At 41.9% G+C, this 21,815-nt stretch carries 15 protein-coding genes; 3 read left to right on the top strand and 12 right to left on the bottom strand.

Annotated elements, in window-relative coordinates:
- Positions 1 to 315 precede the first annotated feature (315 nt).
- Positions 316 to 2,724 carry a hypothetical protein gene (locus ACKWCA_RS09185; RefSeq protein WP_413977883.1) on the bottom strand — a complete coding sequence of 803 codons (2,409 nt, stop codon included), beginning with the start codon at positions 2,722 to 2,724 and terminating at the stop codon, positions 316 to 318.
- A gap of 492 nt (positions 2,725 to 3,216) precedes the next feature.
- On the opposite strand from ACKWCA_RS09185, the gene ACKWCA_RS09190 reads away from it, so the two are divergent.
- The 3 genes from ACKWCA_RS09190 to ACKWCA_RS09200 all read left to right on the top strand — a co-directional run bounded on the left by ACKWCA_RS09190 (position 3,217) and on the right by ACKWCA_RS09200 (position 6,782).
- On the top strand, positions 3,217 to 3,660 hold the full coding sequence (locus tag ACKWCA_RS09190) for a hypothetical protein (RefSeq protein ID WP_413977884.1): 444 nt from the start codon (positions 3,217 to 3,219) through the stop codon (positions 3,658 to 3,660).
- 159 nt (positions 3,661 to 3,819) lie between these two features.
- On the top strand, positions 3,820 to 4,632 hold the full coding sequence (locus ACKWCA_RS09195) for a DUF3179 domain-containing (seleno)protein (RefSeq protein ID WP_413977885.1): 813 nt from the start codon (positions 3,820 to 3,822) through the stop codon (positions 4,630 to 4,632).
- 59 nt (positions 4,633 to 4,691) lie between these two features.
- Positions 4,692 to 6,782 (top strand): penicillin acylase family protein, encoded by a 2,091-nt coding sequence (locus ACKWCA_RS09200; RefSeq protein WP_413977886.1) that lies wholly within the window; start codon positions 4,692 to 4,694, stop codon positions 6,780 to 6,782.
- A gap of 448 nt (positions 6,783 to 7,230) precedes the next feature.
- On the opposite strand, the gene ACKWCA_RS09205 is transcribed toward ACKWCA_RS09200, so the two are convergent.
- Genes ACKWCA_RS09205 through ACKWCA_RS09255 form a run of 11 tightly spaced genes read right to left on the bottom strand, consistent with a single transcriptional unit; the run spans position 7,231 to position 21,815 of the window.
- Positions 7,231 to 7,650 carry a MerC domain-containing protein gene (locus tag ACKWCA_RS09205; protein WP_413977887.1) on the bottom strand — a complete coding sequence of 140 codons (420 nt, stop codon included), beginning with the start codon at positions 7,648 to 7,650 and terminating at the stop codon, positions 7,231 to 7,233.
- A gap of 42 nt (positions 7,651 to 7,692) precedes the next feature.
- On the bottom strand, positions 7,693 to 8,505 hold the full coding sequence (locus tag ACKWCA_RS09210; RefSeq protein ID WP_413977888.1) for a hypothetical protein: 813 nt from the start codon (positions 8,503 to 8,505) through the stop codon (positions 7,693 to 7,695).
- 25 nt (positions 8,506 to 8,530) lie between these two features.
- Entirely contained in the window at positions 8,531 to 9,484 is a 954-nt protein-coding gene (locus ACKWCA_RS09215) for a DUF5829 family protein (RefSeq protein ID WP_413977889.1), read from the bottom strand.
- Positions 9,485 to 9,536: 52 nt separating this feature from the next.
- Complete coding sequence (locus ACKWCA_RS09220) at positions 9,537 to 10,403, bottom strand: alpha/beta fold hydrolase (RefSeq protein ID WP_413977890.1); 867 nt, start codon at positions 10,401 to 10,403, stop codon at positions 9,537 to 9,539.
- Positions 10,390 to 11,613, bottom strand: coding sequence for an alanine racemase (gene alr, locus ACKWCA_RS09225; RefSeq protein WP_413977891.1), 1,224 nt, complete (start codon positions 11,611 to 11,613; stop codon positions 10,390 to 10,392). The genes ACKWCA_RS09220 and alr overlap by 14 nt, the downstream gene beginning before the upstream one ends.
- Positions 11,614 to 11,630: 17 nt before the next feature.
- Positions 11,631 to 13,886, bottom strand: coding sequence for a DUF5916 domain-containing protein (locus ACKWCA_RS09230; RefSeq protein ID WP_413977892.1), 2,256 nt, complete (start codon positions 13,884 to 13,886; stop codon positions 11,631 to 11,633).
- A gap of 8 nt (positions 13,887 to 13,894) precedes the next feature.
- Entirely contained in the window at positions 13,895 to 15,325 is a 1,431-nt protein-coding gene (locus tag ACKWCA_RS09235; RefSeq protein ID WP_413977893.1) for a DUF3526 domain-containing protein, read from the bottom strand.
- Complete coding sequence (locus tag ACKWCA_RS09240; RefSeq protein ID WP_413977894.1) at positions 15,322 to 16,755, bottom strand: DUF3526 domain-containing protein; 1,434 nt, start codon at positions 16,753 to 16,755, stop codon at positions 15,322 to 15,324. Before ACKWCA_RS09240 ends, ACKWCA_RS09235 begins: the two co-directional genes overlap by 4 nt.
- Positions 16,756 to 16,765: 10 nt before the next feature.
- Positions 16,766 to 18,028: a DUF4374 domain-containing protein gene (locus ACKWCA_RS09245; protein WP_413977895.1), complete on the bottom strand. Its 1,263-nt coding sequence runs from the start codon at positions 18,026 to 18,028 to the stop codon at positions 16,766 to 16,768.
- An 18-nt stretch (positions 18,029 to 18,046) separates the two neighbouring features.
- Positions 18,047 to 20,383: a TonB-dependent receptor gene (locus ACKWCA_RS09250; protein ID WP_413977896.1), complete on the bottom strand. Its 2,337-nt coding sequence runs from the start codon at positions 20,381 to 20,383 to the stop codon at positions 18,047 to 18,049.
- Between the two features lies 1 nt (position 20,384).
- Positions 20,385 to 21,815 (bottom strand): DUF3526 domain-containing protein, encoded by a 1,431-nt coding sequence (locus ACKWCA_RS09255; protein ID WP_413977897.1) that lies wholly within the window; start codon positions 21,813 to 21,815, stop codon positions 20,385 to 20,387.

Here is a 21,815-nt window from a genome sequence, read left to right on the forward strand (position 1 = left end):
CTATTTACCGTAGACGTAGCGCATACTATTTTATGAAATTATCATTAAGAAAGACCTGGTTTCTATGTGACTGCGTCAATTAAAAGAGCACTATCATGTAATAAATCAAAAGATTTTTTTGATATGAAGAAGACTACGAAAATTGAACAGTGCTTAAGATAGAAGTTTACAAAGCGCGTATTGCGGTTTGTCAAGGACTCTAGAAAGGTCAATGAAACCTGTGAACTATTCAATATCAGCAGGAGCACTTATTTTAACTGGAAAACAAAGTGTCAAAAATAAACAAGACCTATAAATCCATACACATAAAAGAATTTAATCTGTAGCTATTGTTTTGGAAATCAAATGGCCGTCGTTTGAAAAACCTTGGATAACGAATAGTAAACCGTTGGTCTTTTCATTTTGTGCGATTTTAAAGCTGATGTCTCCTTTCGTATCCGTTTTCAAGTGGGGTTTCCAATCGACTTCCAATAAATCCAAAGGTCTTGATTCCTCAAAGATATATCGGGGTGTATAATACGTTCTAGCGCGATCAAACCCATTGTTAACAACGAATTGGTCAAAAGGTTTGTTTTTATATTGGCGATAATCAGCTGAAGTAAATACTTGAAAAATCATAATACTTACTTGAGCTCCTGGGTCAAAGCCGAGATTGTTGACCATGATATTTTCAATATCATTTAGTGGCAATTGCAGGGTGGGTAACTCTTCAGGTCGGATCGACCTACCATTGATGAATAGTGGGGCGAACTTGCGATGGCCCCCAAGATAGGCTTCCCCATTGTCTCTTGTTCGAACGGTAAACCCTTGTTGTGCCAGAAGATCCATTAAGCCCATATCGGAATTTTTGAATACTTCGGGAAACGGTATATCATAGTATTTGCCAATATCGCTCACCAAGGGTTTATACTTCGCGATTGTTTTTCTTCTTTGTAGGTATCGTTCGCTACGTTTCTTATCGGTTACGGTTACTTCATCTAGGTCAATGGTACCCTCCAAATTTCGGAATAGACTATCATTGCCCCAGACCCTTGTTCCATAATTTTTTATGTTGTCAAAACCATAGGGCGGGCCCTTTTCTCGGGCGGAAACTGCTGGTGCTCTATCAATCTTAAGGTCGGTGGTCGTTTTGTTAGCAGTGGTGTCATATGCAATAGTTGAGGGTTTGATCAGTTTCCCGAAACTATCTCGATAGGCTACCCTTAAGGTATCGCCATTGAAGAGGTCCAAGTTTTGAAAGACAAATTGAGATTGGTCCGTTAATTCAACCTTGTCGATTATACGGAGGTCATCAGGTATTAAAACAAGATCGGTATACTTCCCTTCTTTTTTGAGTGTCCCCTTTAGTTCAAAACCCTGTTCGAATTCATAGGCTTCATCTGGGTTGATTTCTTGAATCAGTTCATCAAGCGTGTACCGGGTCCAGCCCTGGGTAAGTAACAGCAAGTCTAAATGTTCTTTTCTTTTCTCATTTTCGGTGTCAAAGTAATATGCCGGGTTTTCAATCGTACCTTTCACATAAGGACTCAGTAGAAAGGCGCTCTCGATGGTGTTTTTTTGATCTACCGCCTTCGATTTTTTTTGAAGTATTGAAACACTCAAATCGACCCCTAGCCTTTTCTTTTTTCCTTTGGTCGAAAGACGATACGTAATGGAGTCACTATCGATTTTGGCTTTTTCAAGAGAAACAAATGATTTTTTCCGGCCGGTTTCCATATAGAATTTACGTTCGGCGATAGGTTGGTCATCGGCGAAGAGTGTTAGGGTATGTACCCCGTCTAAAAATATGTTTTTATCGGTTTCGATGAATAGGTTCGTTGAATCGAGCCGTTCCATCGAAAGAAGTTGGAATAGCTGACGGTCTTGATAGTATAAGAGCGTATAGTTCGAAACCGCTTGATTATTTAGCGTCGCCTCATTGGTCTTTACGCTTGTTTTGAGGTATTTTTCGTCTGAATTGTCGATGCTTAACGACACGCCTTTCGCCAATGCCTTGGGCACATCTTGTTCCAGTAGCGTATCTTGAAGTTGTATTTTGGCCCTATAGGTTTCCCCTTTTTCGTAGATAAAACTACACCTTCCCATGCCCTCATGTTCACTTTGGAAAGTGGTAATGGTCCCGCCCTCGTTGTTAATAATAGTGCCTTGAAAATCAACACTTCTGCTGCCTAATAGTGCTTTAATGCCAAGGCTATTTTCAACGTCTTCAATAAGATTTCCACTTTCGGGAAGCAATTGCACATCATACTGCTTGTGCTCTTCCATTGATGGGTTAGGGGGTAGTTGCCCCAATATCGTAATTTCTTGCAGGTACTGGTATTCCTTTCCAAAATTACGCATGTAGTTGGTGCGGGCCTGAAGGTAATAGACGCCGGGCGCGATAGCATCATTTAGTTCGATTTGACCCAAGCCCGTCCCTTCTGTTATAGCAATGTTCTTTGCGAATATTTGTGTTCCATTTTCATCGAACAGTTTTACTTCCAAGATTTTTGTTCGAACCGATGGATGATTGATTGAATCGCCTACGTATGCTTTGAACCAAATGATATCATCGGAAAAGTAGGCCGTTTTGTTGGTATGCACATAGACTTTTTCTTTCAGTCTAGGGTTTTGTTGCATTTCGTACAATCCGTCGATCAACGAAGTCTGAGCGGTCATAAAAAGGCTGACCGATAGCATGCCGATATAAAGCAGAAATTTAACGCCGCTGGCCACTTTAGACATTTCCTTAACGATTCTTTCTATCAAGATAGTAAAAAGGATAATGGACACTGGATAGAACGACCTATTTATCGAAAATCCCTTCAAATTTGTACGTGGTAGATGAACCGCATCGATTTTCTTTTTTGTGTAGATCCAATATATCAATTTGAAATAAGGAAGTGCTATTCGCGTGTGAATTCAAATCACGAATTACATACCGGAGACGGAAGTCGTAGAAAATGACCAATATTTAAGCCCCATGGATTTTCTGAACCGGATGGATTAAATGGCCGTTTTGAAGGACCGCTATTTTTCCACCAATTCTTGAAAGTTGTACTGAACCATCCTTATCAGTTATATTTGGTATATAGTGAGCATATGTTCATTATACATACATTGGTAATCATTTCACTCAAAATGAAATTTCTCTTCTTATTTCTAGTCATTATAGGTTTCCAAGGTTTCTCCCAACCGGGGTGTGAAGATGGAAAATATAAAATATTGATATACGGAATGGCCAAAAATCCAAGCCAGTCGGAACTGGCTTTAGATCAAAAATGGAATATTGAAAAAATATCCGTTGCCCAATGCCGAGTGAATGCTAAATTAAGGGACAGCGTCAAAATTGAAAATGAACAAACTTGGGCAAGAATAGCAAAAGAATTGCGAATCGAAAATCCTGAATTGGACTATCAAAAACAACTCTACAGTACGAAAAGAGACTTGAACATAATCAAATCAATGGTTCACAATAGCAATGTTGCGAATTCAATATGGAAAAACCTAAGGAAGAAAAAAGAGGATTTTTTGATTTATGAAAACATGGAGATTTTGGATAAATCAAAATATGCGATTTCAGTTAAGAAATGGAAAAGGGAAAATGACAGCAAACCACAAAGCAGGACTTATAATTGCATTGTTGACCTATCTTCGGAATCGGTCGTACTGAAAGACTAAGCTACTATTGGCAACATGGGTCATAATTTATGGCTACAAAAAGTTAACTTCAACCTTGGAAATTATCAACGGCTGAATTGGCCACCGCAGGAAATCTAAAGAGTTCCAACGCCACTTCAAATTATTGCCGAGACGTTGGCAAACAATAACAAAAGAATCATGAAAAAAATCATGTTACTATTTCTGACTATTCTGACCATAGGATGTAAAGAGCAAACGAAAAAGGAAGAAGCCAAATCTGTAGACAAAAAGGAAAATGTAAAAAAGAAACGACCAGTTGCATTTGAAGAGGGCAAGTTTTTCGAAGTCGATGGAAAGAAAATGTTATGTGGTGGAGAAAATGAAAATGAGCATTTTGACATTACTAATTATCTACTCAAAGACGAACAGTTTCACTACGGAATAGGACGTGAAAAATTTCCCGCGTTATTAAAACCTAAATTTGTTTCTGTTGCAGAAGCAAACAAAGTGTGGGCAGATAGTACAAGGTTTTTGTTAGCTCAATCTGGTAATGAAGTCAAAGCATATGCTGTTAAAGACTTAACAAGACACGAAATTGTAAACGATGTTTTGGACGGACAACCCATAATGGCCGTTTATTGCATATTGGCTGATTTAGGAGCTATTTATGAGAGAAATTATGGCGATAAAGAGCTAACATTTGCATTAAGTGGATATACTTACTATGACGAAAATGTTTGGAATGGATTAGATGGGTTTGTGTTTTGGGATAGGGAAACAGAAAGCCTATGGTGGCCATTGATCGGAAAGGCGGTCTCCGGACCTTTAAAGGATGTAAAACTTATTGAGATGGACAAAAACAAATGGAGTGATACCCATTGGAAAAACATACGAGAAAATCATCCAAATGCAAAAGTTCTAAAGTCAGGACAGGATTTTGAAAGGCCAACTGAATGGAAAAAAATAGAAGATGTGGCTTCCATTGTAGAGAACTTTTCGGTAGAGAAATAATAACGTTTGCCGAGCCGAAATAATAGCCGATACAATTACATATCATTTAAACTAACCATATGAAAAATTATATTCTTTTACTGGCAGTCGCCTTATTAATATCTTGTGAGCAATCCAAAACGACCATTACCGAAAACGAAATTCTTTGGGATACTTATGGCATTCCTCATATCTATGCAACTTCTGATAATGACTTGTATTACATGTCTGCATGGGGTCAGATGAAAAATCATGGAAACCTTATTTTAAAACTTTATGGAGAAGCTAGAGGTACTAGTGCAGAATTATGGGGTGAAGGTTTTGAAATTAATAAAGCATTACATCATTTAGGCCTTTATGAACAATTGCAACCCGCTTATGACAATTTAGTGCCTAAATATCAAGAAATGCTTCAATCTTTTGTGGCTGGAATCAATTCCTACGCAGAGAAGAATAGTGACGAATTAGATGAAAAATATAAAAGGGTTCTACCGATAACTGTAAATGATATCATCGCACACAATTTTCGTGTAGTGAATTATGAATTTCTTATTCGAGGAACTTTTTCATCCAATCAAAAAATAGAAGGTGGATCAAATTCTTGGGCGCTTTCAGGAAGCAAAACCTCTACTGGCAATGCGATGTTGGTTGCCAATCCACATTTATGGTGGTCAGACCTTTATTTATGGCATGAACAACAATTTATTACAAATGAATACAACATGTATGGCGCAACCCTTATAGGGAATCCCTCAATAATTCTTGGTTTCAATGACAACGTGTCGTGGACACATACGGTAAACACAATTGATAACACAGACTTGTTCGAATTAAAGAAAGAGGGCAATACTTATTTACTGGATGATGAATTTATTCCATTTGAAGTGCGTAACTATATAGTTAAAGAATTGCAAGAAGATGGAATCATAAAAACGCATGAATTCAAAAGGAACATCGCAAAGCATGGGGTTATCATCCGGGAAAGTGAAAATTCTGCAATAGCCATTCGCTTTGCACAGATGAAAAACTTCACACCACTAATCGAACAGTACGACTTAATGTCGAAAGCGAAGAATTTAGAGGATATGAAAAATGCCCTTGCCCTAAGACAAATGCCATTTTTGAACACAGTTTATGCCGATAAAGACGGCAATATAATGCACCATTTTGGCGGACTTGTACCTAAAAAAAATGGCGATTGGGATAAATGGCAAGGAGTGGTATCTGGTGATTCTAGTGCTGACATTTGGACCGATTATTACGAAAGTAATGAGTTGCCTGTTGTTATCAATCCTCCCTCCGGTTGGTTACAGAACGCTAATGATCCACCTTATTTAAATACGTTGCCAAAGGTATTGGATCCCAATGATTTTGCATCACATATAGCACCGAATAATATGAGGTTTCGACCACAACGTGCCGCGAGATTAATGCATGAAGAAGATAGTATTTCTTTAAATCGTTTGGTAGAGTTAAAACATGACAATAAAGCAGAATTGGCACTACGATTAAATGATGACCTGCTGGCTTTGAAAGATCTTACGTCCGACTCTTTAGTTCGTGCAGCCGTTGACGTAATGACAAAATGGGACGGTTCTTACGACGCCAATAGTCTAGGTGCCCTACTTTTTATGGAATTTACCAATACATGGGCTTTAGAAAAGCAAACTAGCCCATTTCAATTGATTAATTTATTGAAGGATCCATGGCAGTATAATGACCCTATCAATACACCAGACGGATTTGTTGATAATAAGGAAATTGTTGATATCATAAAAAAAGCTGCTGAAAATCATTTGACTAAGTATCCCTCTCTTGAAATTCCATATGGAGACTATTATAAATTAAGAATCGGTGATTTAGAATATCCCGGAACAGGAGGTCCCCAACATTTAGGTGTTTTTAGAATTTTATATTCTTTAGGTTCAACCCCTGATGAAGAAGGCAAATTTTTCGGCAATTTTGGAGATACTTTCGTTCTTGTTCTTGAAATGGGAGAAGAAATCAACGCTAAAGGACTCTTAACATATGGAAATTCATCTAATACTGATAACAAACATTATGGCGACCAACTAGAAATGTTTAGTAAGAATAAATTAAGGGATATTTGGTTCGAACGAATCGATCAGGAGACGAATATGGAGCTGAAGGAAAATAAAAACGATATGTGACAATAGTTATAAGTAATCGCCTGCCTGCGGGTAGGCTTGCTAAGTTAAGTGTTAACTGACACAACTACTTATAACCAAGACCGCGAGGTACAGGCAATTCCTAAAATCATGGATTTTTGAAACTTTTTCTTCCTTAAGTCCTGTTAGTCGACCGTTTTGTGAAATGTATGAGAGGTAAAAAGCTTTTTGTCGCTAAAATTTCTAACTATTTTATAGAATAGTGTACTATTAATTTAGGCCTTACCCACCCGATTTTACTTGATGTAACCAGTACACATCAAGATATGACCACAGTATCGCATTTTTCAAAAGTTTCACCGACTTCATTCAAAACGTGGAAAACACCTTTTTTCCTCAGCGTCAATACGCTTTTGAGGATGCCGTTATATCGATCCGAAAAATAGTCCGCTTCGCCTTACATTAGATTTAAAAGCCCTTTTATTTGTTTTTAGAGCTCATCTGCCTTGGTGCAACAGTTTTCAGTAAGGCATTGACAATACCTACGGTTGTACAAATGCAGTATGACCAAGGCAATTGAGGGTACATAAATCAGTGCCTCTGCAAGTGCGATGAATTGCAGTTTTTCATTCAAAATGATTCCGGCCAATACTGCCCAAAAGCTCCATAGGGCCAGCTTCATCCATTTTTTGGAGGTGTTCTTTACGGACCAAAACACGGCCACGAAGGATATCACAATGAAAACAATATCCAAAAACCCCCACCAAAGGGGGCTGCTATGATGTCCGTGCACATGACCGGTATGGGCGGCGAATAAAAATGGTGTGGCCAAGCAATGCGCAAGGCACAGGCTACTTGCCATGGAGCCCCATACATCTGATTGCTTGATCCATTGTGTCGATGTTGCCATAGTTGTTTCGTCGGTTATCTTTTTAAAAATTAGGATTTCCTTTTAAGGTTTTAGCGTAACTGTTCGGGTTACTTGATTGAAGGGGCCTCCAATGGCATTGCCATCGACATCCACCAGCGCTAACTGTATGGTGACTTCGCCCATCGGTAATCCTTTGACAATGTGTGGGGCCCATTCCGTAATTAGAAATTCGGTGCCGTTCACCGTCGCCTTCACCTTAGCACCATCTTCTGCAAGGGTGGTGTTCAAGACAAAAAAGTCTAATAAAAGGCTTTCCGTGTCTTTTCCTGAATACGTTCCTTTGGGGCGGCTGTAAATGAGGGTAGGTGCCTCCATATCCAATTCTAAAGAGTCGATTGCATTTGGCCCAATCTCCAGTTTTTTAACTACTACCGATTTTTCATTTTTAACCGACTCGTGGTAGGAGCGGCTCAAGAACGCCACTAGATGATGTACACCATTCGGAATGTCCTTTGCAAAGGAAGACTCGTAGTGGGCCGAGTACGGTTGGTTATTCAAAATAAAATGGATGTGTTGCCCCTTGCCGGAATTGGCCAAGAGTTGAGCATTGGGACCTTTGGTCTGTGCGCCCAGTTCGTAATTGTCTACAGTAAAGCCGAAGTCTACATTCCCACCTTCGGATATTTTCATGTTCTGCGGAGCGTTCATCTGCAAAACGGCATCGCTATAGGCCGGTGAACCTTCAAGTTTTTCGAGGGTAATCTTAGGGGTTTCGATTTCGACTGCCACTGATTCTTCGACTTGTTCGCTATTTTCCTTTTTCTGTTGTTTACAAGAGGCAATTATAACTGTAATCAAGAGCATTGTTAACCAATTGGGTGTGTTCATTTTCATTTCTATTGCTTTTAAGGGTTATGTATTATTCAATGTTGTTTTTATAAAGGCCTTCAAAATCCCATACGGATTCAGTGCCTTGATTGGAGATGATAAGATTACCTAAGTAGGTTATACTATGGTCGATAGTGTTTAAACGGCACTCTATCTTGAGGATACGGCTATATGCTATGGCATTTGACGGAGTTATGGTAATGGTGACATCACCACTGGCAATAGTTAGTGTTTGGCCTTCTTTTTTTAATAGATTACATCCTAAATGCCTCATTTCTTGAGCAATGCGTTCGTAATCTTTAGGAGTGCACTCTAGGGAGATGTTTTTGATTCCTTCAAAAAGCTGTTCTTCTTTATAGGATTTCCTTAAAAAAGCCTCACGGGAGTAGTCGGGATGTTTCTCAGGGTATAAACTATCAAGAAAGGCCGGATTGTAGAAGGCATACCAAGTATGTAGGGCGGTGTCTTCACTTGGGGAATAAAAGGCCTTGAACCAAGTGGCTTCCTGTTTTCCAACTGGCATGTCAACGGTTTCGGAAATACTGAGGTATGGGGTACCCGATTGTTTTAATTTGGGTTCTACGCCCAAATGAAAATGTTCTCTGCTGTTCTGGAGTGAAAAACCTACACCGCTTTTGCCAATCGGCTCTTGGTAAGTATTGTCAGGGCCAAGTAGTTCAATATAGTGCTTATGGCCCCGAAGATAACACGAGGTGGTCCGCTTATCAATAGCGGCAAAATCCGGCAGGCCTTTGTCCATTGCTCCATATGTATTCCCCCAAGAATCCCTTTGGGTCAATTGGGCGTATGAAACACTGTCCAACACTACGTAAAGGTGATCAAAAAGGAGCTGTGACACATCATGACCGAATAGCGCATCGACTTTTTCATAATCTATTTTAGAAGGTGCTGTCTCGCTTCCCTTCCCCAGACAAGATAGGAGACCTATTAGAATACCGGATAGTATCCCAAGAAGTCTAAGCATAAATTTTAATCGAGGTCCTTTGCCCTTTTTCATGATCTTGACTTAAGTTGCCTTACGGTTCGTTTGTGATGAAAGCTAGTACTGTTTTGTTGAAATCGCCGGGTTTTTCCCAAAATGTGGCATGACTTGAAATAGAAACGACCTTGGCCTTGGGTACATGGCTCGTTAACCACTCGGATGCTCTTCCATACCATGATTCCCTTAGCATAAAGAGCATAGGCACTTTTTGGTTTAATCCTATTAACACTTCGGTATAGTCACTTGCCATACCATCTATATAGAGGCTCAACGCGGCATCGTTAGCAGTCATTAACATCTGATCGACTATCCAATTCTTCTGAACTGTATCCAACTTTTGTTGTGTCATCCACTGAGCCGTACCCGAGGCATAGGCTTTTCGGTCGTTGATCAAATCCTTTAGACTTTCGCGATAGTCATCGAAAGTTCCATACACCCACTCATCTGAAGTATTGCCAATCCATTTTGGGGGCTCATCGATAAAAACAACGTAATTGAGGTCGTCAGTACCGTATAGTTGAACATATTCATAGATGGTGGCGCACCCGCTTGACCATCCAACCAGAGTGATATCTTGGAGGTCCAACAACTCAACGATAGCATGCAAATCCTCAGCGTGATTTTTATAGGTATGGCCTACAGCGGTTTTAGAAGATTTTCCATGACTTCTGGGGTCGTATGAAATGTACCGGAACTTACTTCCAAAGTAATCTCGTTGTTTTGAAAAGAATTCCGTGGTCATGGTCCAGCCAGGAATGAAAATGATAGGCTTTCCTCTCCCAGTATCCTCGACGTATAGGGCGATGCTATCATTCCCTATCTCGATGATTTGACCTTGTCCTCTTAAGACAAAGGTTGATAAAAGCAGTAACCAGTATATTGGTTTTCTAGTCAAAAGCATCGAATATATATTTTGGTATTGATTCCTTATAATTGATCTGAAGGTAATTATTACCATCAATCGATTGGGCAAAACCTTCCGGGGTAATTTCAGGAGCATCAGGTCCGATTAAGGTAGCCACATCGCCCACCTCTACTTGTTTTTGCGTTCCTATAACCACATTGCAATGGCTTGCATTAACGTTGACCACAGTGAAAAGCTTGCCCTTGATCAGCAGTTTCGCCCCATTTTCCGCTGCACTTGAATAACCATCGGCCCAACCTATGGGAAGGGTTGCAATCCATTGTTTTTCAGGTACTTTGTAAAATCTGGAAAACCCAATGGTGTCTCCTTCATTGAGGAGTTCCAGACGAATGACCTTGGCCTTTAACCGGTAAGTTGGTTTCAACAAGAACGGCCTGGGTAACGACATTTTTAATAGCGGAAAAGACCCATGTAGTAGAATTCCAGGTCGTACTGTGTTCATGTGTGACTCTTTCAAGTCCAATAGGGATAACGAAGGAGCAAGGTGTTGCCTTTCCGGCACTATACCCATGGTTTTGAGTTTCTTTAGAAGTACTTTAAATCTCGTGATTTGTTCATTAGCGAAGTCCTTTGGCGTTGTAAGGGTAGAGAACAGCCCGCTGACATGAATATTGTCGTTTTGGGTCAAATCTTTGATCCATTCCCAATCCGTGTCATGGGGTATACCCATGCGTCCCAGTCCGGTATCAAAGTAAAGTTGCACTTTAATTTTTTGGGATTCATTGCGAGGAAGAGTTGTAATCTTCTTAAAGGACTCTCTCGAGAACACACTTAGCGTAATATCCGCATTGACGATTTCTTGGCCTAACTCACTAGAAAAATCGCCCATCAGTAGAATCGGTTTTTTTACTCCGGATTTCCTAAGAGCCAGACATCGTTTTTCCTTTACTAGGGCAAAACCGTAAACATGAGGGCTAACATCTAAAATGTTCGCTACTTCCACATCTCCAATACCATAGGCGTTGTTTTTCAAGACCGCGAGGATTGGTTTCCCGTTTACGATATTTGAAATCTCCGCGGCATTGTTCAAGTAGGCTTCTTTGGATATTTCCAACCAAGGATTGATATCCTGACTTTGACTTCTTTTCAGGTCAAATGATTTTGACCATATCTGCCCAAATGGTATTCCAAGACCCAAGGCGGTCATGGATAGTTTTTTCAAAAAAACTCTTCTTTGTGATTCCATAGGTTCTGTACTTTGAGCTAAAACTGCTTCAAAAAAGTGATTTTGCTGATGAATTGGGTACTCCGCTGAATGGGATCAATAACATTGGTTTGGGTGTCGTTGAACACGAGGTAAATGAACGACAGCGGCATATATTCCCAACTAAAGCGAACGTTCCACCGTCCTTGTTCATCAAAACTATTATATTGGTAAAAGGTGGATAGCTGTACCCTCGGGTTCAACGCCAAGCGCAAACTTGCCGTATAGAGATCGGTATCGAGGTCTTCTTGTGAAACGCCAACTCCATTGATATTGTTATGTTCGTAGTCAGCCGTAAAGGCGATATGAGGCAAAGGTGCATAACGCAACCCTGCGGTCACTGTATTTCTGGCGCCATTGTAAAAATTTCCGAAATCATACCGAACGGAACCCGATAGCTTTTTTGACTGGTCTGAGTTATAGCGAAGTGTATATCGGGTATAGTTATAATCCCCTTGTCCAATTTCGAGACCCAATGGAGCAAAACTGAAATTGATATTTTGCCATGTGGGCGTGAGGGAAGCTTCAACAAAACTATTGTCCTTAAACCAAGTGTAGATGGGGAAAATATAGAGATTGGATTGTTGAAATTTTCCAAAATCCTCAAAATCATGAAAGTAATTAAAAAAGACCCCGGGATCCCAACGGCGCACAAAGGGCAACCATTTAGGCCTTAGAATGGCATACCCTCCAGGGCTATGAAGCATGAAATCTTTTTGGGCAACAAATCCCATATCCGGGGCGTAATCAGGACTTACAAAATCAGTAATATATCCCATGTAATATTTATTGGTTCTTGAGGTAGCTCCTATTCTTCCAGCAAAACCGTTATCTTCCGTCTCACTATCGAGTGAAGTAGATAGTAGATAGGTCAATGTAAGATCTGGTTTTGGACGAATCAATCCATCAATTGAAATAGTGGTGTTATCCTGGCTTTCGACACCCAAATCACGTAAAGAATCATCCAACCGATAAGTGACCATGGCCCCAATATTATTTTCCTCACCATAATTCTGGGTATAACGCGCCACACCAAACGTACTTCCCGGGCTGTCATCCGTTTCCCTTTGACGAACCGCCAACGCGGCTATGGTTCGGTTTTCGTCTCGATCAGTATACCGGGCGCCGGCATCCAAGGGCGCGGGGGAAGCATTAAAGCTATTGGAGAGACCTATGGTGCGACTGAAAAATGGCCGTACCCTAGAGCCACCTGCACCTGCCCAAATACCGGAATTTTCTAAAAAGAACTGCCGCCGTTCGGGAAAGAAGATATTAAAGCGTTCCAAGTTGTTTACCGCTCTATCCACATCTGCCTGTGCAAAATCGGTATTTATGGTCAAGTCGAGTACGGCGTTCGGGTTAATAGCCCATTTGACATCGCCCCCGACCTTTGGCTCATTTATTTTATCGGTCACGATGTCACCCGTTTTGTTTTCGTCATACTGAAATAGTGCATACGGTTCTATTCTGATGTTCGCTGATGGCGGAGGTACCTTTAAGCCCGTAAGTTTGGCGGCATAGATCATGCGGTTTTCAGAAAATGACTGAGGGATATCAGGGAAAACGGTTTTTTCATAGTCTTTACGTGCCAAGCGGAAAAAAGTAATCCCCCATTCTATAGGAACACCTTCTAAGGGTTTATCATACCGAATCGATTTGAAGGGAATGGCGAATTCCGCATAATACCCCTTATCGGTTCGCTGGGTGCGAACACGCCATAAAGCGTTCCAGTCTTCATCTCTATTGCGATCGTTAAAACTCTGTAGGTCTTGTTGATTCCCATAGGGAGTGGTCTGAAAGGAAACGGCATATTGTTTTGTATTCTGCGCGTCGATTTGAATGCCGAAGACATCATTTTCAAGCCCATTGAAATCTCGACTTAAATCTTGCATTCGAATGCCTTTTTTACCAAGGGAATCCTTGGCAAAGACCCCAAAATAAAGATTCTTATCATCGTAAAGGATGCGTACTTCGGTAGGATTTTTAATGGTGCCACCTTGAACAGGCTCTACCCTGAAAAAATCGGTAACGGGTTTTGCTATCTTCCAATCGGATTCGTCCAAGCGCCCATCAATGTTCATTTCCGAGGTCGTCTTGAAAGCCTGAATCTCTGCAGGAATTTTAGGGGGTGGGAAATTGCCCTCTTCTTGGGCAAAAATAGCGGGCCCTGAAAGACTTGCCAGTACAAATACAATACTGCTGGGCCACTTTTTGAGTCTTAGGAATATACGGAATAGTAAAAGTGTATTTCTCATTGTGAATTCTATTGGTTTTTCATTTTGATAAAGCCCACCAAAAAAGCGATCAATGCCATGACCCCGGATTTGGCCAAGCTTGTTCCGACCCCGTATAGATTCGAATGCGTTGGTGGTATTTTAAATGAGGGAAGATTTGAATAGTCTTCAAGTCGTATAGGCCTGTCCCAAAAGAGTTTCTCAAAGTAGAAATCCGTAATATCCCCATGAAAATGGGTGAGCGCTTTTTGAAACTGAAGGAAAGTTTCCAAATCGGTTTTGGCTACCTGAGCGAATAGATGCTGTAAGTTTACGGAAGGACTCAGCCAATGAAATCCCTTTGTCCACCGACTTCTTTTTTCGACTTCAAGATTGTATCGAGTGACCTCCTGGTTGCTGTTGATATCCTTTAAGGCCGTAAATGCGGCATAGGCCTTGGCGGGCATGTTGTGGTGTATCAGGCTGTCGCTGGCGGCTAGACCCGGTTCGTGGGAAAGAAATTCCATAATCACTTCCCGTGATTCGTTTTCATCATTTTCGTTTTCCAGACCGGTACGTCGGGTGAGTCCTGCTAAAGTCGTGCTGCTCAATGGGTATTTCGTAGTTACGATGATGTTGAGCAATGCGGGAACGACAATCAGGAATAATAGCCATAAACCGGCCGCTATCATGGCATTAAAGGCCGAACTTTTGCGAAAGCTGATGATTAGAAATAGTAGGGCAAACCAAAACGCGCAATAGGTGACTACCCCCAAAATCCAAATGATTGCGGGAATTCTATTTTCCGCATCCAAAAGGTCGCCTGAAGCAAATAACCCGATGAAGGAAATGAGCAAGGCAAGTCCGGTGATGATCGTAAAATAGAACAATAGGCGTAACAGTATGATTTTTCCAATACTGACGGATTGCACTTGTAAGAGGGGCAATGTTCCATTCTCTTTTTCTGCGGAAAATGAGCTGTAACAAAAAACAATAATCAAAAGGGGAAATAGGTATATGAGTACGAATGACAGGTCAAAGTTGCCTGCCAATAGGTTCACCGGGTTGGCCAGTTCATTTTCAAAAAGTTGATAATGAAGACTCATACCCGTTAAGCGGTAATAATACCGAAATAAGTCACGTTGACCAATGGCCAACGCAGCATAGTCGTGCGGAGGTAGAATTGCATGATAGCCATGACGAAACCAAGCGAATTCAGGGCGCGAGGCGATATCATGCATCTGTTCTTGTGCCGAAGATTCTAGGGCACCTTTGAAACTGTCCCTATAGGAGGAAAATTCCACATCTTCCAGATCCGTAATGGTTACAATCGTCTCTCGCTGTGCATCTATTTCCGATTGTCCATAGTAAATGGCATAGAGTCCGAAAACAAAGGACGCCAGGAGCATGACCACTTGGTAGCGGTTTCGAACAAAGGTCTTCCATTCGTATTTCAGTATTGTTTTGGAAATTGTGTTCATAACGGCGTTTTCTTTTTTTGGTCTACCTGGTTTAGAAGCACCAGTATGGTCGAGATCCATATCATTAGGGAGGCGAGTTCGACCTTGTAGTTGCTAATTGCCTTGATGGCAGTGGGCGATCGATACGAAAAGTCTGCGATGCCTTCCCATAAAGACTTTCCTGCCTTGTACTCATAGAACTCCCCATACTTGGAATTCTGAGCCATATCGTCGTTCATTCGTTTCACCAAATTCCTGCGATATTCCTCGACTTCATCTTCAAAGTGCATACTGGTGTGAATATCGGTGCCCGAAAGCCCCATAGAAAGGTGCTGTATCGCCAAGTATGGGTTGATTAGGCTTCCGATACTTCCCAAACGGTTCTGTTTGTGAAAAATGCCCCTTAAATTTTGGAGATGATGGTCATAGATTTTATTACCGTACTCTTCGCCAGCCTGCATGCTCACACCGTCAAAATTGAACGGTAGTTGCTGTATCGAATCGACATGGTATTCTTCTAAAAATTCTTTTTCCAATTGGGCCATTCGAACGGAACGTGAAGTGTTTCCGTCAAGTCCATTATCGATGTCATGCTGTATTTGGGTCTTGAATAAACGCATTGATGGGAGCTTATAAAAGCTCTCACCCATATTCGCCAATGCTTTTGGCATTAGCATGGTAAAAAAGATCCAAAACGTCAGTAAAGTCAGTAAGGCGTTCCTTCCTGTTGCGGATTTTAGGGACACCCACACTGAAAAAGAAATAAATAGAAAAAGGTAACTGCTGTATAACAACAGTAGAAACAGGAGTCTAGTTCCCATATCGAGGAGCGCATCAGAATCTACTCCAGATTGGGAAAGTAGTATGACACCGAGCAAGAAAGGTGTTAAGAGTACCAAGAGCATGAGGAGATAGGCCAGTATCTTTCCATAGGCCAATGCCCTAAACGATATGCCCTGGCTTATCAACAAACGCAAGGTGCCACTCTCCCGTTCTTTAGTAAAGGAAGCGAATGCCAAGAAAATAATGAGCAAAGGAAGGAGTACTTGCAGGACCAAAGCACCGCTCAATTCACCAAACCGTATCATGCTACTATGATCCTGGGCGGGCCTGAACATGAATTCGTGTTGGTAATGTGCTTCTAAATACACAGAGGTTCCAGTGAAGGTGTCCAATCCGAAATCGAACATGCTGAAAACGGTTTTCGGTTTGAATGCGAAAGTTCCGTAATGGGCGGCAATATGTGGGTGTTTATCTCCCTGACCCAGCCATTCTTTTCTTTTTTCATCCTGTGTCCGTATGATGGTCCTTTCCTGTTGCTTATACGAGAGATATCCTGCGAATAAGGCTATTCCCAATAGTGCCGAAATCAATACCCCAAGGGATACTACGAGTTTTTCCCTTAGGGCTATCTTGATTTCGTTCTTTGCTATACGTACCAGTTTAGACATGATCCCTTGCTCAATCCAGTGTTTCCAATCCGTTTACGTAACCGCCTGTTGAAACGAATTTCTTGCTTGTGGAGTTGGTCGCCCCATTAAAACTGTATACGGCGTTCTCATCGTTGGTAGCATTGGTGAACAACAACTCTTCTCCATCCAAAGGGCGAATGATCATTCCCCTTGAGCCGTAGGTTGTAGGAAGTCCGGGCACCGCACCTACACTGGTTCCGTTTAGTAGATCTATTTCATAATAGGTGAACTGCGGTTCGCCTGTTTGGAATTCGAAAAAATCATTCTCGTCCTCGACCTTGGATGTAAAGGCACGTCCATCGGGCATTAAATAGACCCCCCAACAGACATTACCCGTTGCGGTTTCCATATCCATAAAATAATCTGAATCAAAATCGGTCTCCCCATTGGCAATCTTTAAAAGGCCACTCGGACTGGCACCTCCGCTCAGGGTAGTACCCAGACCTTGTACATAGATATCGCCATTCTCGGCCTTTACCATTCCGGTGTTGGCAGCCTGACCTCCGAAAACCATACCTGTTCTTGCATCGGAAAGTATTTTCTCAACCGTTCTTGAATTTAGATCGATTACGGCAACATAGGCAGAATCGTTTACGGGCACAAAGTTGTTCTCGTAATGGACTCCCATAAACAGTTTGTCATCACGTTCCATCATATCGAGGTAGTAGGTGCGTGTTGCTTCTGGAAAACGGCTCGTCACATCGCTCAGGGGTACTTCGTCGGTAATGCGCATGGTAGTAGGGTCGAATACGATCACCTTTGAAATGCCTCCGGCCACGGAGCCGTAAGCCACGGTTTCACTTTCAAAGTACAGGGTTGAGAAAACGTTCGCGCCAGGAACCACGATGCGTTCCTCTTCCACAGTATTACCTTCAGCATCAAAGACATATTTCACCAGTGTTGCGGGCGCTCCAAAAGGAGAGGTGTATAGCGCCTTGTTATACGATACGGTACCCGCCCCAGAACCTGCAGCTAGTTCTGTCGCCTCATCATTACCGATCGTATCGAAATCTAAGTCGGTCAATCCTTGTACATAAGTGGTCTGGTTAGGGAAAGCTCCGCCTACCGTAGAGAGCCCAAAATTGATGACAACAGGATCCGGCTCAGGTTCAGGATCTGGTGTGGCATCGGGCGTAGGAGTAACGTCTGCCACCGGGGGCGCATTGTCGTCGCCACTGCAACCGATGGAGATAATTCCTATGAATAACAGGGTAATCAGAAGTTGACCATTTTTTAAGAGTACTTTTTTCATTTTGTTTTTATTTAAGTGTTATAATCGATTTAAAAATGTTCTTAGGGTTATGTAAAAAGCCCTGCCCGGGCGTTGCACGCTAAAGTTGTCAAATACCTTTTCATTCAACAGGTTGGTACACTCTAGGGATAGGGAGGCCTTGTTTTTCAATAGTGCAATGGATGCCCCGATATTCTGTACGAATTGTGAGGGAATGCTGTTCTTGAAATCCCTATTGCCATCAACTTCCCAGAACAGGAAAAACTCATTTACATAGCTGCCGGACCACCAGGCCGAGAATATATTCCCTGAACCGAACAAGTCCTTCTTGTTAAAGCGTACTTCGGCATTACCGAACAGATACGGAATATTGGGGAGGCGTGCATTGAAGTAGCGTTCGTCAACTGTTCCAGTGACACTTTTCGGAGAACGGTTTCTCAGATCTTGATAGGTAGCATTAGCGGTAATCTCTAGAAAATTGAGCGGCCGTAAACGAAATTCCATGTCTGCGCCCAAAGTCCTGGCCTTTAAAAGGTTTTGATATTGAGCAAAAAATTGCGAGGTTCTTAACCAGATAATATTATCCGTATCACGATAAAAAAAGTTGGTCTCCCAATCGATTTTTGTAGCGTTCAATTGTATTCCAAGATTCAGATTATGACTTTGTTCTGGTTCAAGAAAGGGGTTTGGTCTGGTTAAAGTGAAATCACCAAAAAGTTCAAACTCGTCTGGAAGTCTTGTGGCGTATTCGTAAGAGGTTTTTATTAAAAATTTATCCGTCATGCGATATCGCAAGGACTGTAAAAACCCAAGATTGGAAACCTCTTGTTGGTTCGGAATGAACTCAAGGTTTTGAATAGCATATCCCTCTGCATTCAACCAGAAGTGCTTCACTGCGGAATAGCTCACCAACTTTTTCGAAAAATTGTGCTCGTAGGCCAATCCGGTGGCATTTTTAAAAAGAACGGTAGGATTGGCAAAAAAGTCCTCTCCGTAAAATTGGGCGGCTATCGGGTCTTCACCAATTCTCCTGAACCAAGCCGAGAATACATTGAGCGTGAACTTTCCTTTTTCCCATGGGGCATTCGTTATATTAAACCTCTGGAGCAGATTTTTACTATTGAGTTCCAAGAGATTTCTAGAGGTCGAAATTTCACCGCCGTCGGTTCGCCGGTCAAAGACTTTTCCGTCCCAGGTGTAGACGTTTAGCGTAGTATCTATGAAATGCCCCCGGGTTTGATTATAAGCTCCGTACCATTTTACGTCGGTTTTCTTGAATACGTCTCTTTTCTGATAATCAATAGAAGTGCTTACCGTAGTTTCATCATAGGTCACCTCTCCATACGGTTGGGCCATGATGGCATTGTGCTGAATATCATCTTCCATGCCCGAATAACGGACGCTAAGAAGCAGTCGGTCGGCATAGGGTTTGTCAAGGACGCCTCCGTACAATCCTGCCAAAAAATTTGAAAAACCATCGTGAAATCGTTCTGCCGTGGCCGGATTCGGATTGCCAAATTCATCTGGAATCTCGATATCGACCTCGTAGTTATTATCGGAATGGTTAAAAAAGGAATTGACACCGATCATCCATTGCTTCTTCGGATGTGTCCATTGCGCATTCAGATTGATTTTATGACTATTGAACGACCCGCCGGAATACGAAGCATCCAAATAATCGCCATGGGATTTTCGCGTAATGATATTGATGCCTCCACCCAAGGCATCTGCTCCTAGATGCACGGGAACCACTCCTTTATATACTTCGATTTGATCCATGAGACTGGCGGGAAGCACATTTAACCCTAAGCCAGAGCCATAGTATGATAGCGGGATGCCATCTAAAAAGAAGGGAACCGATTTACCGGTCATCCCGTTGAGATATACCTCCGCATTGCTGCCAAAACCTCCGGTCTGTCGAACGACCACTCCGGGAACTTGTTTAATAATATCACTTGTGTTGGTATTTCGAACAAGAAATCGTTCCGTCTGGACAACGGAAACATCGAAGGTGCTTTCCCGAAGTTCTTGTGTTTTCGTTTTACCGGTTACGGTCACCCCATCCAAGGCCTCGGTCTCTTCCGAAAGAACCACCCTTATTTGAACGGATTGCCTTTCTTCTATATCCATTTTCTTGAGTTGGGTCTGATAACCGATGGAAGAAAACAGCAACCTAAGTTCTCCTACGTTGTTGATGGATAAACGGAAATACCCAGATTCATCAGTACTCGTATACGCTTCTTTCGGAAGCAATTGCACGGTAACGCCCAGGAGCGGAATATCGTTTTGATCCACGACCAGTCCTGAAACAAGTATATCTTGACACCATACCGCGTGGGATGTGATCGTAAAAAAGAGGATGAGGGTTCGAATCATTTTAAGAATCCATTATAATCGAATGCGTTCGACGCATGGTGCTGCCGAGGAAACCAAGTCCAAATAGACCAAGGGCAATCAGTAGCAATGGCGGTATCGACACCCAGCTATTTTGAGCTTTCGGTTCGTAGTTGAATTCAGGGATATTTGGATAATCCAGTTGGGAAAAATCCTTATTGTTATACAAAAAGGGCATAAAGTGTTGCCGCCATTCTCCGGCAAAAGCAACTACTTGCTTTCTGTAGTTTTCATAATTTTCCTTTGAAGTACCGGCCATACGGTTGAGCGATTCCTGAACGAGTATTGCCGGAGACAACCATTTGAACTTGCCAATCCAATTTTGTTGGTTTTGTAATTGTCCTTCATACGAGTCGAGTATCGGCGCCATTTTTTCTTTTACCAAATTTTGCGAGGCCATATAGCGATGGTAAAAACCTCTACTTTGCGTTGTATCGTTCAGGGCGTATTCTGGATGGTCGCGTAAGAAATTGTCCAAAATTTCATTCTGTTTTTCTGTAACTTCAGCTTTCATAGTCCGCATTTCATTGATCATCAGATTGCGGGAAGGCATGGGATACAATGAATTGCCTAATTGGTTTAGGATAGAGGGCACCAAGAGTACAAATAGCACCCATAAACCCAATAGGGCCACGGCATTTTTTGCCGAACTCCCAACCCATATATTCACCAAGAAGGACAAAGCGAACCAAAACAGCATATACACCAAGATGAGACCTACCAGGCCGAAGAAAGTCGTGGGTTCACCAAAGGGGTCGAGTCCCAATACCAAGAAAACGAGGGTTAGGGATACAAGAACCAAAAGGGACAACCAGAAAAATCGCAGGACCAATTTCTGCAAAACCCAATGCTGAAGTCCGATGGGTTGTGATGCCAATAATCTCAACGAACCACTTTCCTTTTCCGAGGAAAGTACATTATACGAGAAGGCCACGATCAACAAGGGTAAGAGGTAGATAATTACAAAGGCCAGATCAAAGCTGCCGAATAGCAGTTGTACAGGACTCGTCATTTCGGTAAAATTCAAAGAAGCGTCATCACCGCTTACCGTTGGTTTGACATAATGGGTGAACAGATCGGCTTGTCCAGTGGCGATAAAGGACATGGGTTGTTGCTCCATTGCGGCTACTCTTGGATGGTAGTTTCCAACAGCCATGGGGCTTGAGGGAATCGTCCAAGATGACGCGCTGACCTCCATACCCCGTTCAACGGAATCTAAAAGTTTTAGCATCATGGCGTCGCTTTCCTTTACTTCATCCTTGGCCTTGATGATACTATCTTGGCGGGTTTCGACCTTTTTCAAACCATTATAGGTCGAAAACCCAAACAGTAGCACCAAGATCAAACTCAACAATTGAATCCAGCGGCTGCGCAACAACAGGGTCAACTCGTATTTAAAATTATAGGATAACAT

Origin of the sequence: Maribacter corallii, assembly GCF_047345415.1 — a bacterium.
In the GTDB taxonomy this organism is placed as follows: Bacteria; Bacteroidota; Bacteroidia; order Flavobacteriales; family Flavobacteriaceae; genus Maribacter_C.